Source organism: Agarilytica rhodophyticola (assembly GCF_002157225.2).
Taxonomy (GTDB): domain Bacteria; phylum Pseudomonadota; class Gammaproteobacteria; order Pseudomonadales; family Cellvibrionaceae; genus Agarilytica; species Agarilytica rhodophyticola.
This window is the reverse complement of the sequence record NZ_CP020038.1, coordinates 1750572-1769122: the sequence shown is the minus strand read 5'-3', so window position 1 is coordinate 1769122 and position 18551 is coordinate 1750572. Positions and strand designations below refer to the sequence as shown.

Sequence of the window (18551 nt, the reverse complement as noted above, 5' to 3'; positions counted from 1 at the left end):
GACGCCGAATTAATTAGTTGCGACGAAAATTTTTAAAAACACCCAATCAAATAATGTTTGGGATCAAACCAATAATTGCACTAGCGAGTTGAATCTACATTATGAAAGACAATATATTTAGAAACAAAAATAAATGGTTTTACCTTTTCTTAATGATGTGTATTACCTTCTTTAGCCTTCAGTCTCATGCGGGGAGTAAAAAGTTACGGTTTGGTTCACCTGAATCCGCAGGAATGGATTCAGAAAAAATTAAGCAGGTTGCTCAGAACCTGCAAGTTCTTGTCGATGAAGAACGTTTGGCGGGTATGGTAACCATCGCTGCGCGTCATGGCAAAATAGTTCATTACGAAACCATGGGCTATCAGGATATTGCGACAAAAACACCTATGGAAAAGGACACCATCTTTAGAGTGTACTCTATGTCTAAACCGATAACCGGTGTCGCGATGATGATGTTGTTTGAGGAAAAAAAGTTTCGTCTTTCAGATCCTGTCGAAAAATACATTCCTGAATTTGCTGATATGCAAGTTTATGTGGGTTTGGATGATGACGGTAATATGATCACTGAACCTGCTAATAGCAGCATAACCATTCGTCAGTTGATGAATCACACTGCTGGTTTTGGATATGGCACAATGATGGGCAACCATCCTGTTCATGTTATGTTATCAGAGGCAAATAATTTTGATGCTGACTCCAGCTTACAAGACATGATCACTAAAATGTCTACCGTCCCTCTTTTATTTCAGCCCGGTACAAATTTCTCTTATAGCGCATCAGTAGATATTCAGGGTTATCTTGTAGAAAAATTGTCTGGTCAGCGTTTTGGTGAATTTTTGCAAGAACGAATCTTCGAGCCACTGGAAATGAATGATACCGCTTTCTATGTTCCAGTAGAAAAACATGATCGCCTTGCAGAGGTTTATCATTATGACATCAACAGTAAGCTGGTAGAACAAGAGTTATACGGCAATGTTATTCGTTTTAAAGAAGAGCAAATGCTGGAAGCCGGTGGTTGGGGCCTGGTTTCAACCGCGATGGATTATTTAAGATTTTCACAAATGTTACTCAACGGCGGTAAATTAGATGGCGTAAGACTTTTAAAACCAAAGACTGTAAGGATGATGCGTACAAATCAGCTCCCGGAGCATCTGGTTAATAATTTGGATCCATTGCTTGGTGGGCAGCCTGGAGCAAGTTTTGGGCTTAATTTTGGCATTGTTGAAGATCCTGAAGGTAACCCGGTTGGTGGCTATTCTAAAGGGGAATACTATTGGGGTGGAGCTGCCGGAACCTGGTTCTGGATTGACCCAGTTGAAGACTTGGTTTTCGTTGGTATGGTTCAACAGTTTGCCGGTCAGCCCCAAATTCCTGATGTTAGAATGATATCGAAACACGCGTTCTATCAGGCAATTACAGACAGTGAGTCTGATGACGACGATACAGACAGTGAGTCTGATGACGACGATACAGACAGCGAGTCTGATGACGACGATACAGACAGCGAGTCTGATGACGACGATACAGACAGCGAGTCTGATGACGACTAGATAGAGGACTACCGGGTTTTGTGGTTTTGTCACATACCGGACTTTTGAAATTCTACTCATTGTACTAGCGGCTCGTATTTAGCCGCTAGACTAAGTAACCAATGATCAGTTTTAAATCTCGCCACTATCCCCAAGAAATCATTCTGCAATGTTTTCGCTGGTACTTTGCCTATGCACTGAGCTATAGAAATATTGAAGAAATGATGGCGGAGCGAGGCATTGATGTTGACCACAGCACCTTAAATCCTTGGGTTATATTCTACGCGACGAAAATTAGAAAAGTCCTTTCAACAAAAGAAGTGTTTACCCAGAAAGAGATGGCGGCTTGATGAGACTTATCTCAAACTTAAAGGCCAGTGGAAATATTATTATCGTGCCGTTAATAAAAGCGGCGCCAATAAATCAGACATAAAACAATTCAACCAAGACAACAGTAATCGTGTTATGAACTACCTTTAACTCACTAGACGTTTTTTAGGCGAGAATAATACGTTTGTTCATACTGATTTGACGGCATGTTATCACAGTAACTGTGATGACGTGTGGCGTTGTAACACCATTTGCAGTAAGACAACCACAGTCCTATATAGACTACCAATCAAAGCCACCTTCTATGAAAGTGGCTTTTTACTTTTTTCCTGTGCTTAACAACCGAGTAGTGTCGATAGCTTTTAACAAGATGGCCAGTTTAAGTGTACTACCATCATTGTTCTATATATCGTCCAGTATTTGCAAGTTAAAAAGTATTGACTTCTAGCGTTGAGGGCGTTGTATGATGTTAAGGATCTCTCGATCACTAGGACGTAGTTGTTCTCTAGTTCTTCTTCGAACAGATGATCTTGTAGTTGGTGTATTTGCCTCAGGATGAGAATTTTGTATCAGACTTTCGATGGCATTTTGACTAGGGCGCGACTGTGTTTCGTGAGTTCGTCTACGAACACTATAATTCAGCAATGGTTCCCTAGCGGTAGTTCTTCTATGACGATTTGTATTTGTATTTGTATTTGTATTTGTTTGACTTACGGGTCGATGTGAACTACGTGATGATCTGTTTACTGGCATTAAAACTCCTATTTTATAATATTAATGTCGATCTGTAAGTATGCTATTAGCGGAAAAAGTTCTTAAAATCGACATCATATTATTTGGGATAAGGTAAATATACCAACCAACTTAATTTATAGCGGCAGAAAATAATGCACCCGCGCCTATAAAATCAGCTCTCGATAAAAGTTAATATTGTAGAAGTAATAGATTAACTCTAGTTAATGTGAGCTTTGTATCAATATCATCTACTATTTTTTTTGTTAAATCGTGCTATTTTCAGTGTGTTGTATTTGTCAAACATACGAAACTCCAAAATCAGTAAAAAAGTGTGAGTTATAATCGAAAAACAAACCAAAATAGACTCTAGCTAATATATTTTTAGAAAAAATTTGGAGCATTGAAATAGGCTTATTACTATTAGCACGTCATTTACTGTAATTTATATTGAAATATTCTCAAACTTTTAGCTGAGTATAATTACTCATCATATAATTTAAAAAAATAAGAGAAAAGTATTTATGCCCATCAGGTATTCCAGGTGCTTATTATTGTAATAAAGGTCATTGCGTCAACAGACTTATAGACAACAGAATGAGGGAAAGACACAATGATTATCATCACAGTCATTCAACACAATCAGTTTTTCCTTCAACTCATAATTCGTTAACTCAATCGCAACCTTCGTCTATAGCGTTGAGATTACGCTTGAAGCCAAGCCCAACAAAAGCTAGCGCTAGCTCGTCATCTAGAATGTCAAGGTCGACACAGATAGGAAAACAAATTTTTGATAAATATTCTCCCTCGCAATTTACTTCTCTTCGTAATGATCAAAAATCTTATTTACGATCTTACTATGATTATATGAAATGGCCTCATCATTCGAGCCTTGAAATAAAAAGATTAGTCAAAAGAGACTCGTCTGAAGTAGAAGATCTTCTTGGTCAGAAGAGACAACATCTCTCCAGAAAAGAAAGCGCAAAGTTATCTCGATTAGCCAGCGGTCGAGACAGCTATAATAGTTATCTATCGAAGACTAAAACAACATTCACTCTGAGAGAACGGCAATATGCACGTGAATACTTAATATCAAAAGGTAAAGATATACCATCTGTATTTGCGAAGGAAAGATATACAAGAGATGACGCAACTGCCAAGCCAGCGGCATATGATAGCGCAGACTCTCGACGACAAGCCTCATATCGATACGAAGCTCGGAAAGCAGCGGAAAGATCTACAGATTCAGCAAAAAGAGCAAAATTAAACGATCCGAATTGGTGGGCATACTTACAGTGATAGTAATGTTATCAAATTACTTATTTTTTGATAAATGAAAAAATATAAGTTTAACGTTAACATTTTTCTAAGCTGCCTATACGGAAGTGAACAACAGTAAAAATCCCCAGTGGACTTTAATTTCTGTGACTTAATAAAGTCTATAAAATAATATAGCAATTGGTGTAACTCTGCGTTTTTGAACTATAAGACAGAATTAGCTTTCTACTTACTCTTGAATTTATAAGATTAATTACAGGGAACCATTTTTTTCTTTATTTCACATATTTATTACTATTGTAAACACTGCAACTGATTTTAAAAGAGAAAACAATGCCTAGACGTATAGATCGAAAAACAAGCCCTTTGATACCTCTGCACCATAAGCATTTGACACTTAATAAGAGGTTGAGGCACACAGAGCCAAGACCTCCAGTAATGCACCGGCGCCGCTCGTTTCACCACACGGCTCCAGAAACTAGAGCATTAAAAAGGCGGCATTCCCATAATCGTACAAGGCCACAACCTAGACCATTAATGCAAAATCAATTTTTTAAGTGGCCGGTGAAGAAAAGAAGCAGAGAATATGATAACGAGACTATAGGTCATGCTAGAGCACCTGCTATTAGAGGCCGCAAAATAGATCGTTTGAGTAACGAACAGCTCAAGCGTCGTGAGTTAACATTTCATAATGGTAGAGTTTTTGACTCTAAAGGAAATCGATTTGATACACGTGATTCGACAGAAAAAATGATAGGTAGGCCACGAGTGAAAACTGACAAGGCAAACTTTATTATGACAGGGAATGGAAAAATCCGAGTAGATAAACATCCGACCGTTGGCAAAAGGCATCATACGTCTTTAGCAAGAAAAGGAGGTGCTGTCGCAGGTGCTGGTAAAATAGCTGTATATAATGGTCATTTAGTCGATGTTACAGATGAGAGTGGCCATTATAAAACTACTCGTAAAATGATGAAAAATGTGGAGAGGCAATTTAAAGAGAATGGTATAAATACTACAGGAAAATTTACCCGTTTTTTTAGTTAGACAAGGTTTGATGATATACCCACAACTAAGAATTAATACTAGTTAAAACGATTGTCACACGTAATTATTTTGAAGCAATAAAACCCTTAGTAAATTTTTTATCAAGGGTTTTGTTCTTTAAAGATAATGAAATACTACAGAATTTTCTCACATAAAAATGGAGTTTTAAATAGATATTTCTAAGCTGCCTATACGGCAGTGAACAATACAAAAACCACAATAAGCATCTGATTATTAAAGAACTTTTATGCTTTTTAGCATAAATACCCTTTTTTATTTTCTTACATCAAACCCACGTAAAATGCGGACTGTGGTGATACTCGAAAAAAAGGGTACAACCGAAGAATAGTGTAAATGAACAATTACTCATCTCACAAAGACTAAGGTGACAATATTTATACTAACAGCTTGGCACCTATATTTTCATTCTGAGCGCGACAAACTCTCATTTACACCAGAGGCCTTTAAAAAAGTATCTTCTAGTTTCACTTAAGAGCCAATATGAATGCAGGATAATAATAAGTTAAGTTTTTCACAAAACATGTCATATGATTGGTGCATACTCAAATATGTATGATAAAGACACTAGTAATTTGCTGGCTTTATATAAGACTCACTCTATATCAATTCAATTTAGCTGAAGTATTTTCAATCTATTGTGACTTACGTGAAAACTTAAGCAGCTTCACAGTCTCACATAAAAAATATAACAGAGAATAATAATAAAGCTTATCGATGAGATGCATCATGGGATCGCACTATAGAATTACACATTACTTTAGAGCCCTAACGCCAGGAATTAAAAAGGTCTTACGTATTTTTGGTAATTAAGCGACGAATGCCTCGGTGAGTGTTGTCGCACGATGGGTAAAATCGGGGTATATCCCTTGCGATAAAGTATAGGAAGTGATGCTGTTGGATAGCGCCGATTTATTGGCAAAGTTAGGCCATTACAGTGTTTTTGGTATCGAGGTTAATGCGGTGCATTATACCCATCCCTATTAAGTTCCGTTTTCATAATTCTCTTGAAGAAGGGCAACTGTTGCCTATTCCCGATCTTATCGTCGACTACGGGTGTATGCTGTTGAGTGAAAAGTCTTACCGTATTTTTTACGCAATGCTGGCAGAGCATGGAGAATTCTTACCCATCTATTCCGGCAATACACGAGCTTATCTTTATAACCCGCTAAAAGTTGCCAAACAATTTAATGGGCTAGATATAAAAAAATCTACAAAAAATGAATATGAATACGATAACTATCTCGGGATTTATTGCCGACACGATTTTAGCGACACGGTGATGCGTCATAACTTGCGCGGTATTGTTTTTGAAGAAAACATTGCTTTGTCATTTCCAGCAGACCCGGCAGTCTTGGCCGAAGACTAATAATCAATAATCTATGGGGGAGCAAGACCAAGGAAGACGAACACTCAGCAAGGACGCTTTTTTTATCTGTTACACATTACGACCAAAGTCGCATACGCGGCACGAATTATCACAACCTACATTTATAGTTAACATCAACATTATTCACATGTTCATGAGTTATTCATGTTTCTACGTGTAAGGAGCTATGTTGTATGAAAAAAATTCATATAGCTAATATGTCACCTAAAACACTGTATTTTAATACACCTTATGTTAAAATTTTCGACAAGTTAGTGTTTATTTTTCCATATTTTTCTCGAATAACGCGGTGTAATTTTTTAAAAAAATATATTGATATACCGTGTTTTCGCAAAGGTTTAGGAAGCCGATATTTAACGTTTAAGGATACATCACATGTTTATCGTCCAGTAAAGTATTTAATCCCAACGACACATACACATAACATACCTTATGGTGAGGTATTTCTGTGTGCTTTTCATTTATACAAGGAGGATGTATGAATCCCTCTCGCCTTACTATTTCTTGTTGTTCTTTTATTTTTGTGAATATAGAAAAGAAAAGGACATATAACTTAATCAACAAAGCTCTTCTATTCGTCTGTTTTTTTTCGATGACTTACACTTTATCTCGTCCTGCTTATGCGGATATTGTCCCTTTAGATATTTCTCTAGGCGTTAATTACGATGGCTATATTTCCAATGCCGAGGCGAGTCATGCGGCATTATACGATCCACCTTCAAGTTGGGGATTTGTCAGTCGAGATGTTGGTCGTGTCTTTGGCGAACATCAACTGGGCTTTTGGGGAACCTATAGTTGGGATAATCAGAGTGATTCTGGTTTACCTGTAAGTGGTGAGTTATCGACTAACTACGGTATTTTTCGCCTTAATACCTCACGTGACGCAGCACCTCAAGCGGGCTTTGTACTGCCACCGCAAGGATCAACACCACAACTTTCAACACACCCCAATGTTGTGCGAGCACATCGTCCTCATAGCCCATCGCTTGAGCATCCTGGTGCTGCTGTTGACGTTACTTTACCCATAGAGCAACACGCCCGTTACGCCTCCATTAATTTTTTAATGTCAGGTAGTGGCAATAAAACAATGCTCTATGCCCTTTACGACAATGGGCTAGGAGATGTGGATCGCGTATTGATTTATGACTCAATGGGCATCCCTGATCCGGAAGTACAAGAGATCGGGTTTCCTGAACCAAGAAGTGTCAGCACGAATAATCCGGATCTTGTTTCTGCGTTGAGGATGGATAATCGCTGGGAGAATTATGAGGGGCGCTCTCATATTCGTCCAGGCATTACCCATATTTGGACATTTGCTTCCCCGTTAGCGCTTGACTCTTCACGTACATTACGTGGATTTACCTTAGCCGTTTATAACGAAGATATTTGGAAAGCACGCTCCGCATTTATTTATGCGGCGTCGGCGGATCGACTCAACGTGCCTGCCCTCAGTTCAGCGGCGAAAGCCACCACCATTGCTGAAGATGGCTCACGCTATGTCAGTACGCATAATAATTTATTACGAAAAATTGATAACAATGGTGCTGAGCTTTGGTCACAGTCGTTAGGACTAATTAATAGCGAACCGCTCATCGGTGCTAGTAATACATTATTTGTCGGTTCTACCAATGCTCATGTATACAGCATTAATGCCGACGCAGGTAATGTGTTGTGGTCAGCCGATACACAAGGCGCGGTTGCTGGTCTTGCCTTTAATAATGAAAAAAATACAGTATTCGCCATTACTCAAAATGGTTGGCTTTACGCCTTCGATTTAAATGGTACTGAACTGTGGCGTTTACGCCTTAATGTATCGGCCAATGCCACCGTCAATGCTGCCCCCATCGTTTCCCCTGCAAGTGCACCCACGGATTATCTTTATATCAAAGATAGTGAAGGACGTTTGTATGCAGTGGAGCCTGCCAATCCATTACAGAACAGGGAGGCGAGTGTCGTATGGGTACGTTAAATTCTAAAAACGTTGTTCACCGTAGCATGAATAAAAATGATCATATTTTTGCTGGGAGCTTTTTAGCAATGAACCTGCATAATCTTAAATTTTTTCACTATATTTTATTACCATTATTTTTTGTCTTTAGTCCATTCGTAAGCGCACAACAATCCTATTTTAATTTTCTTGATGTGGAGAATGTCAGCGGATCGGGTTCCACAGCCACTTATACCGATACTAATGGCACTTACAGAATTTCTTATTCCTTCCCATTTATCCCTAACATCGATGCAACACGCTTAACGGCAACGCGCACCTTTAATGGCCAACAAACACGCTTGGATTTTGGGTACGTGGATGGTGAAACACGCACCATTACGCTCAACCATGATAACGGTGTGTATCGGTATTATGCTGAGTCGGAAATTAATGATCATGGTGATCCTGATGGTGGCGGAACGGATATTGATCTCATCGGCACTATTACGGTCATTCGTCAACTAGGTTCCATGGGAACCATTTCGTTACCCAACTACTGTATTAATAGTTATACCGTTAGTTGGCCAGCGGTCTCAGCAGCGAATCGTTACGATATTGAAGAATCTTCTAATGGGGGGAGCACATGGACACGTTTAACCAATCCGGCTGGCGCAAGTGCCACCTCAATTTCACGACCCGGCATTAACACCGGCGAAGAACGTCGGTATCGCGTGCGCGCCTATTATGATCAACAACCCAACACACGCACGCCATGGCAAACTTCTGCCCGTTGCCAAGGGAATATTAGGCCGAGTGTTTCATTGTTCTCTCCTAGCAATGGCCACTACCAATTATTGAACCAAGTACTTCTACTGTCAGCCAGTGCGACCGATACCAACGGCTCCGTCTCCTACGTGGATTTTTACCACGGCACAACACGTATTGCCCGTGATACCAGCGCACCGTTTACCGCTCAATGGACACCCACACAATCAGGTGCACAAACACTGGAGGCTCGCGCTACCGATAACCATGGCGCCACCACACGTTCAACCGCTATCACGGTCAATGTGCACACACGCCCCACCGTATTTATTAATAGTCCCGCACCTAACACACAATTTGATGTGGGAGACAGTGTGTCCATCGGCGCAACCGCCAGTGATGATGGCACCATCACCCAAGTACAGTTTTTTCGCAATGGCAGTATCATCAGCACCGATACCAGCGCACCTTATACCGCCACGTGGACAGTCTCCGCTTCGGGTTTACATTCCATTACCGCACAAGCCACCGATAATCACGGCATCACCAGTGCTTCTTCGCCAGTCGTGGTGATTGAAGGGATTGAACAAACCGCACCTAATTCAGCACCGACAGGATTAGCGGCAGACACTGGAGTAAATAACAGCACCGGGATTTACACACTCAGCTGGAATGCAGTAACAGATGCGAATGAATACGAGCTACAAGAATGCCGTTTAGCGACCTGCAGCGATGGCGATTTTACCCGCGTGATTCGCTCCGCCAATCGTGCCGCCTCTTTTACCGGCTTAGGCAATGGCAGCTACACCTATCGCGTCAATGCCTGTAATGATGTGGGGTGTTCAGCCTTTAGTGCCCCTTATACGGTGACTATCACCTTACCGGTACCACAACGCCCCGGCCCCACCTATTTAAAAACTTCAGCAGTATGTGCCAACGGTGCTACCAGTGGCCAAAGCACTGGCGCTTTCGAGATCTGTTGGGATGCGGTTACAGAAAACCTGGATCACTACTTAGTGGAAGAACAAATAGGGACTGGCCCTTGGCAGCAAATCGCCAATCAAAGCGCAACATCACTTGTACTTAATAATAAAACCACCAATACCTATTCCTATCGTGTGCTGGCCTGTAATGATCAAAACGCCTGCAGTACGCCTGGAGGGATTTTATCCGTTAGTGTGATTGATACTCCGGTGATTTACAGCGCATCACTCGCTTGCGATGGCACCTGTGTGTCGATTGCTGGGACGGGCTTTGATACGAATACGCAAGTGGCTGTGAGTTCTATTACAACCAGCCCGTTAAACCAAACGTTTAGTTCACCTGAATTAATCGTTAACAACGATTCCCTGCAATTGCCTATCGATGATGCCTTGGTGATTGATGCCTTAAATAACCTTGGCGGTTTGTCATTAGCGGTGGTCAACACCACCAATAATAATCGCGCGAGCACACAGGTCTATCCCAATAATGCATCACCGGAACCTGCCGTCAATAGTGGGCCACCTACCATCAGTGCTAACGGGATTATTTATATTGGCCGTGGTGATCAACTGTATGCCTATGACAGTGCCGGTACGCTTATTACGGGATGGCCAGTGGATATTCAAGAACCGATTACCACCCAGCCTGCCCTTTCTGTGAATGAAAATACCGTCTACGTGGGCGGCGGTGATCGCCACCTTGTGGCGGTGGGTGGCGCTGAAGATGTACTCAGTGGCCAAATCCATTGGCAATTCCCCGCAGCAGGCGCGGTGGCTTCACCTCTAGTAGATCAATATGACTTTGTTTACGCGGGTGCGATGGACAGCCGTTTCTATTCCCTTGGCACCGATGGCCAGGTTCGCTGGACATATAACGCCACTGCCGGTATTGCCGAAAAGCCAGTGATTTATGGGGATTACAGTCTGTCCTTTAGTTCTGTGGATGGGCAATTGCATCAGCTACGGGCTGGGGTGATCGGGCCGGAGCAACTCAACTGGCAAAGTATCGATCAATCCTTATTGCGTGATTATTTAAGCACTGTTGGCGAAGACTTTGAGCAGTTTGTGGTGGACGGTTGGGATGCTACCGAACTCTTTCAAGTGGGGCGTTTATTTGAAGGCTTATTGCGTCGTCATCCTGATAAAGAAACACTCACATTCTGGACCTATGCCTTACTGCCAGATTATGGCGCGACCTTAGAAGAGGTGACGGAAGCCTTTTTAACCTCTGATTCCGGTGTTGCCCTTTACGGCGGTTTAACCGACTTCCTCTATGTGGGTGCTCTGTATGAGAATGTGTTAAATATTACCGAGTGGGTGGATACACCCGAATATCAAGCAGACCTCGCAGCACTCACCAGCGGTGCACTTACGCGCACGCAATTAGCCATGCAGCTAGTCGGCAGCGAAACCTTCTCTACCCGCGTTGACCAAGAATTACTGCGTATTTTCCAAATCTTTTATGGCTTTTGTTTAGAAGCCAATTGCGACTTTTTACTGGACAGCGATAACGATGGCCTGGGCGATCAGTGGGAACTCACACACTTTGGCGACCTCACCAGCCAAAGCGGTGATGGGGATGCCGATGGCGACGGCTTGACTAATTATCAAGAGTACTTAGCCAATAGCAGCCCTGCCTTGGGCGCACCGGATGCAGCGCCTTTGCCTGCCAGTAAACCGGAAGATCCTGATACCAGCATATCCGATGCCATCGGCTCTATTGAAGGCCAGTTTCGGGTCAATGAGCAGGGTTCTGCTACCTACACGATTCCCATTACCACGATGGCGGGCACCGCCGGTGTTGCCCCGAGTTTTTCTTTGCATTATACCAGTCAAAACAATCGTGGAATTGCGGGCAAAGGCTGGGGGCTAAGTGGTTTATCAAGCATTAGCCGCTGCCGTCAGACGCTAGGACGCGATGGTGTTGCATTGCCGATTACCTGGGGAGAAAGAGACCGCTTTTGTCTGAATGGCCAGCGCTTAGTACTAACCTCTGGCGCATCCTATGGCGCTGTAGGGGCGACCTATAAAACTGAAATCGATAGCTTTATTACAGTCACATCTGTTGGCGGTAGTGCGGGTGCTCCAGAGTATTTCACCGCTGTGGCTAGAGACGGTTCCCTCACTACTTACGGTTTTATTGAAGGTGACAACAATGCCCAACAAAGGACGTTCGATAACGCACATACGCTAATGTGGGTACAAAACCAATTTAAAGACAGTGTGGGCAATCGTATTGAGTATGTGTATGCACAAACAGCAGGTAATGATCATCGAATTGCTTCTGTCCATTATGCTTACGGTAATGGCGATCAAGCCAATGCCGCCGTCTTCTTTGATTACGAAGACCGTCCTGATATTGAACGCTTTAATTTAGCCGGTTATGCCTTTGAGAGTACAAAGCGACTCGCGGCTATCCGCGTACAAAATACAGTGAATAAAACACCTAGCGAAGTGCGACGGTATGATCTCAACTATGCGCCGTATCCCGCTGATGCCCATGTGCAAACCAGCCTCTTAGAAAACATAGAAGTGTGCGCCGGAGATGTATGTTTACTTCCAACAGTGTTTGCTTGGACACCGTCAGGGGAAGGACAAGAGCTTACGGATTTTGACACCACAGAATTTAGCGATGCCGGTTTGCTAGTAGACTATAAGTTTGCCGATTTTAATGGTGATGGTGAGCAGGATATTGTCTTTTTACATACCTCGCCAATGGGCGATCAACAAACGGTCAACTATGCCATGTCTGTGGCAGGCGAACTTGTCGCACAACCGTTTGCATCGGGAAGAACGAGTGAAATTTTACCTGATGTTGTTGGCGGTAGCTTTTTCTCTCGTGCCGCTGCTCAAATTCTAGTACTGGACTACAACGCTGATGGGCGTATGGATCTCGCCACCTATAGCGCCAGTGCTGGGGGTTGGCAGCTGTATATATCGACGCCCACATCGAGCGGTTGGCGGTTAAAAAATCTTGGTGCAGACCATTTCCTAGATGCGAATTCCACATTGCTTTTTCTTGATATTGATAGCGATGGCTTATCCGATGCCGTATATCTTAACCGTCAACAACAGCGCTTAATAATAAGGCGATTAAAGCCTGGCAACGGTGCTATCGAGAGCGATACTTATTTTGCGTTCGGTGCCGAGGAAAGCTTTTCGATTGATCCTCCTGCAGGTATTGAAGATGATATCGACGATGTTGATCAAATTGCCATCGCTACGGGGGATGTGACAGGTAATGGGCAAGCCGAACTGATGCTGCGCTACCGCTCCATTCACGAGGAACAAGGGACATTCCAGTTTTACTATCATATATACACCTTCGGTGAGAGTGCATTGCTTCCTTGGGGCAGCAGTATTTATTTAGAAGAATTGGAGCCAAGCACCACCGCACCGGAACAGTTTCCCCGTGTTAACCTTCAGGATCTAAATGGCGATGGCCTCGCCGACCTCACCTACTATTTTAAAGGACGGCTGAACTATTGGATAAATGACGGTTTACAATTTGGCACGAAGCAATCATTGTCTATTCGCGGGCCGAGTATCGACGACTATGATCGGGCGCCCACGTTTGTCGACTATGATAATGATGGCGATCTCGACCTGATATACCATGCGTTTCCCACCGCCAATATTCGTATGTATCGTTGGGATATTCACACACACGCATTTTCCATCGATACAGAAAACATTCGACGCGGTGTGACGACAGATCCTGAAGAGACTAACCGAGAAAACCATATCTTCTTTGATAGTAATGGCGATGGCCATCTGGATTATCATCGCTATCGCAGTGAGTCTGGTCGGTTGTTACGATTTTTAAGCACCCAGTCCAGCCCTCGCCATGTGATGACGCAAATAGAAAATGGCTTAGGAGGCATTACGGAGATTAGCCATGAAGCCCTTGCGAAAAGCTCTCATTACCACCGTATTGACGTGGGCGAGACACGGGCAACGCCACCCAATGCATTATGTGCCATTTGGGGAGAGTCCTTTTTAAATACCTGCCAAGACTATTACGCCTATGATACCGGGCAATTTTATAGTGAACTTAACAGCAACTGGAGTGAACATAACTCCCTAGGGAAGTATCAGCCGGTATTGGAATTCCACGGCTCTTTGCCCATCGTCACATCCATTTCAAGCTCCGCCCCTTCGGCAGGAGCAACGCCAGGTAATATCAATGCCGAAGCCATGAGTACCATTGCTTATTTCTATGGCGAAGCCAAAATACAAGCGGCAGGGATTGGCTTTTTAGGGTTTGAACGATTAGCCACCTTGGATCAGCAAACGGGAATTAAAACCGTCACGACCTATCGTCAAGATTTTCCTTTTGCCGGACGTCCCTTAAAAACCGAGGTGATTACACCCACAGGCCAACGTCTGAGTGAAACGACAAATCGATGGGCGATAAAAAACTGGCAGAACGACTGGGCGGATATTGCTCGTGCCCAAGGAACCGCTGCCTTAGGGCCATTGAATACCTTTTTAGAACAGAGTGTAGAAACCACGTACCGATCATTTAGCTCGACCTTTGGCAGCAACAATCCGAATATCAGTGTCACTAGCGATGTCCAACAACGTGTGGAAACTACCTCTACCTACGATGACCACGGCAATGCCACCGATATTATTGTGGCCACTACGGGCGACGGCTTTACCCATACAGAAACCGTATCAAACTTCTATGAAGGGTCGCTTGATCTTCACGGTTCAACGTGGAGCTATGCGCAATTGGGACGGGTTACCCAGACCGATACCACCGTTACCCAAAACGATGAGGCTTCGGTAACGCGCACCGCTAAATTTACCTATTACAACACCGGTACCAGCGATAGCCCACATAATGACAAGTTATTTGGATTGTTGGCTACCCAAACGGTGGAACCTGATCCAAGCAAAACCCTGGAGCAGTCCCTGGTGGTGTCGTATTTCTATGATGAATTTGGCAATCAGGAACGTATGGAATCAAAAGGGTGGGATGGCGAAAGTGCTGTGACTCGAACCTCGACAACCCTGTTTGACAACATTGGACGTTACGCTGAGCATACAAGCAATCACTATGGTCAAATAGAACAAAGCATCACCGACGAAAACCGACATCCACTCGGCCTACCTAAACTGACGACAGATTTAAATGGTGTGAAAACCACCATGAGCTACGGTGCCTTTGGCCGTGAATCTTTGCGACATGATGATACGGGGGCTTGGACACAGAGCCTTCTTATTCCGTGTGATAGCACTTGTCCCACCAGTGCTCGCTATATCTCACACACACAACAAGCGGGTGGCGGAGAATCACGCAGCTATATCGATGTTCTTGGCCGCTCCATACGAGAAGGTGTGAAGCATTTTGATGGCGGCTGGGTGTATACCGATATGGAATACGATGCCCTAGGGCGGGTGAAACGTACCTCCGAACCCTATCGTGATAATGATACGCCTCAATACTGGACGGAAATCACCTACGATATTTTAGGGCGGGCGATTGCTACATCTTTGCCAGGGATCGAACGCCCTGTGACGGTGTTTTACAACGGCTTAACTACCACCACCACCAATCCCCTCGAGCAAACCAATACTGAAAAACGTAACGCCATTGGCCAGCTAGCCGAAGTAACCGATGCCGACGGCGCCCGCCTGAGTTATCACTACGATACCCGAGGCAATATTACCCATGTTCGGCAATACGGTAATACGGCCGACCCGCACGATATTAAGGTGACCATGTGCTACGACCACCTAGGCCGTAAAACCGCCATGCTCGATCCCGATAAAGGTGGCCATCGTGCGCAGGTAACGGAATGCCCCACCGCATTTGATAGCCCCATTGCCGGTTGGTGGCTCTATCGCTACAACGCCTTTGGCGAATTAATTGGCCAAATTGATGCGAAGGGTCAGCGCAGCACCATGGCCTATGATGCACTGGGGCGTATGACCTTCCGTCGCGATATCAAAACCGATGGCAGTACCGAAGGCAATACCACGTGGACCTACAACAATAGCACCACTGGCACTCACCTTGGTGTGTTGCAAAATGTTGAAGATGTGATCAGCGGTTATCGTAAAGTCTTTATGTACGATGCACTCACGCGTCCCAGTGAGACTGCCACGCATTTTGCTACTGACGATGTGCACTATGAAAAAGTCACCTATGACCAATTCGGTCGTCAGCATCAGGTGTTTGATGCGGCTGGGGATAATACTTTCCAAAGTAACGCGATTGAAAATATCTACAACTCCCAGGGCTATTTAAGCCAGGTGGTGGATGCCAACAGTGTGAATGGTGAAAAGCGTTCGTACTACAGTATTTTAGAAATGGATAAACGGGGTAATGTGTCCAGCGCGCAGTCAGGGAATGGTGTCACCAGCCAGTATGTTTATGAAGAGGATACCGGATGGCTCAGTGATATTCGCGCGTCCTCCATACTCGGCACTCATGATATTCAAAACCATCATTACGAGTGGGACGATATTGGGAATTTACAATCACGCAATGATTACAGTGGCAGTAAAACATTGGACGAGAGTTTTACTTATGATGATTTAAATCGTTTGCTAACAAGCCAAGTCGCGGGTCGTGATGTTCAAGAAATACGCTACGATAGTTTAGGCAATATTGTGTTTAAAACCGGTATTGGCGATTACAGCTATGGCAGTGATTGTGTGTCTGCCACTCATCAAGATACCTATGGGCCTCACGCCCTTTGCCACACCAGTGAAGATAATGCCCACTATGCCTACGATGCTAACGGCAATATGTTTGCTGATGGTACTGGGCGCACTATTCATTACACCACCTTTGATAAACCCGATGAAATTACCAAGGACGATACGCGCATTACTTTCCGTTATGCCCCGGATCGCAGTCGCTATTTACGCACGGACGAGAATACTGAGGGTACCACCACAACCCGCTATATCGGCAAAGTGGAAAAACTCACCCACCCCGATGGCACTCAAAGTATTAAACGCTATCTTCCTGGTGGGGCTTTAGTCACCATTAAATTAGACAGTGCGGGTAGTCGTGTTAATCAAGAGACTCAATACCTCCATAAAGATCACTTGGGATCATTGGATGTAATTACCAATGCAATGGGCACTATTGCGCAAGACGAAAGTGGTAGAGATCTCGTTTTCAGCTTTGATGCGTGGGGACAAAAACGTGCGGCGCTAGATTGGTCGACCTTAATGGATAACGCGTTAAGTGATTTTAATACGCTGGTGGTCACCTCCCCTATTACACGGGGTTTTACCATGCACGAGCATTTGGATGCAGTGGGCTTAATTCATATGAACGGCCGTATTTACGATCCAAGACTCGGCCGTTTTATGCAAGCCGATCCCTTTGTGCAAGCAGCGAGTAATACGCAAAGTTACAACCGGTATAGTTATGTGTTTAATAATCCGCTTAATGCCACCGACCCCAGTGGATATTTTAGAATCAGTGCGGGTGGCTTCTTAAATTTGTTAAAAGTGGCGTTAACGGCGATCGTGGCTGTGTCTTGTCAAGCCTGTTTGCCTGCGATTGCAGGAATGTTCGGTGCCTTGGATGCCGCCATTGCCGATGGTAATTTAGGGGATATCGCTTTGTCGGCAGTCAGCAGTTATATATCGGCCAGTATCACCTCCTCATTTCTCGCTGAAGAATTTTCCTGGACGGGACTGCTTAAAGTCGCTGTTGTAGGGGGCATCACGAGCGTATTAAATCGTGGGAAATTTGGGCATGGTTTTATCAGTGCCGGTGTTGGCACTTTAGCTGGAGGGACTCTCGCGCCAATAGCAGGCGATACATTCAATAACGTGTTAAAAGGTCTTGGTGGTATTGTGTTAAGTGGTACAATTTCCACAGCAACCGGTGGGAAATTTGCCAATGGAGCGGGCAGTGCTGCTTTTGCTTGGGCAGTTAGGACTGGTACTCAGATTGATGTAAGTGAAGATGTTGAGGGCTTAAGTTGTGAAGAAAATGGTTCAGCATGCGCGCCAGCAAACCCTGAATGGATATTTAAAAACAAAAATAAAGATCTTGGAATAACTATATCTGTTGATGAAAATGGTGTCACTGTTATTAAGGGAGAGATTACGGTGTCTGGATATAAATCTAAATATGCAGCAAGAAGAATTAATAAATATTGGTCTGGTGTTTCTGGAGAGTATAATGGCCAGCTATTTCGATCTGAAATAACTGCTAGATCAGTTAAAAGTGGTGGTCAGGTCAATTTAGTTAAAATAAGTAGGGAAGAAGTTCAATTAAGAAAACAGAACACTATTAATAAAATGAAAGCTCATGCTCTTGCCTGTGATCTAGAAGTAAAAAATATTACACCTGATATGATCTCTTATGGTGGGTACGTTTCTAGAGCGGGTGACAGTACAATTCATTTGGGGGACGGTTGGCGAGGTAGTACTATTGCTCATGAATTTGGACATGTGTTAGGGTTAGGACATGCACCTAAAGGAAGCGGGAGTATTCTTTCCTATGATGAAGGTAGAAGAGTTTTGGGGCGAGATCTTTATAATCTCGCAAACGGTTACAAATAAAATTA

6 protein-coding genes and 1 pseudogene are annotated in these 18551 nt (G+C 43.6%); all 7 read left to right on the top strand.

Annotated features, from left to right (window positions below; genetic code table 11):
* The first annotated feature begins 101 nt into the window (after positions 1–101).
* Complete coding sequence (locus BVC89_RS07355) at positions 102–1550, top strand: serine hydrolase domain-containing protein (protein WP_086930567.1); 1449 nt, start codon at positions 102–104, stop codon at positions 1548–1550.
* 101 nt (positions 1551–1651) lie between these two features.
* Positions 1652–1943 (top strand): annotated as a pseudogene (locus tag BVC89_RS29615) (IS6 family transposase); the annotation flags it as partial.
* Positions 1944–3188: 1245 nt separating this feature from the next.
* On the top strand, positions 3189–3890 hold the full coding sequence (locus BVC89_RS07345; protein WP_158657830.1) for a hypothetical protein: 702 nt from the start codon (positions 3189–3191) through the stop codon (positions 3888–3890).
* Between the two features lie 516 nt (positions 3891–4406).
* Entirely contained in the window at positions 4407–4916 is a 510-nt protein-coding gene (locus BVC89_RS07340; protein ID WP_086930564.1) for a hypothetical protein, read from the top strand.
* Positions 4917–5892: 976 nt separating this feature from the next.
* Positions 5893–6303: a hypothetical protein gene (locus BVC89_RS07335; protein ID WP_086930563.1), complete on the top strand. Its 411-nt coding sequence runs from the start codon at positions 5893–5895 to the stop codon at positions 6301–6303.
* A gap of 499 nt (positions 6304–6802) precedes the next feature.
* Complete coding sequence (locus BVC89_RS07325) at positions 6803–8293, top strand: outer membrane protein assembly factor BamB family protein (RefSeq protein WP_086930561.1); 1491 nt, start codon at positions 6803–6805, stop codon at positions 8291–8293.
* Positions 8281–18546, top strand: a complete 10266-nt coding sequence (locus BVC89_RS07320) for an Ig-like domain-containing protein (protein ID WP_086930560.1) — start codon at positions 8281–8283, stop codon at positions 18544–18546. Before BVC89_RS07325 ends, BVC89_RS07320 begins: the two co-directional genes overlap by 13 nt.
* Positions 18547–18551: the final 5 nt, after the last annotated feature.

Coding starts and splice junctions, on each gene's coding strand:
- BVC89_RS07320 (WP_086930560.1), top strand. CDS start 8,281: ATGGGTACGTTAAATTCTAAAAACGTTGTTCACCGTAGCATGAATAAA.
- BVC89_RS07340 (WP_086930564.1), top strand. CDS start 4,407: ATGCAAAATCAATTTTTTAAGTGGCCGGTGAAGAAAAGAAGCAGAGAA.
- BVC89_RS07345 (WP_158657830.1), top strand. CDS start 3,189: ATGAGGGAAAGACACAATGATTATCATCACAGTCATTCAACACAATCA.
- BVC89_RS07355 (WP_086930567.1), top strand. CDS start 102: ATGAAAGACAATATATTTAGAAACAAAAATAAATGGTTTTACCTTTTC.
- BVC89_RS07335 (WP_086930563.1), top strand. CDS start 5,893: ATGCGGTGCATTATACCCATCCCTATTAAGTTCCGTTTTCATAATTCT.
- BVC89_RS07325 (WP_086930561.1), top strand. CDS start 6,803: ATGAATCCCTCTCGCCTTACTATTTCTTGTTGTTCTTTTATTTTTGTG.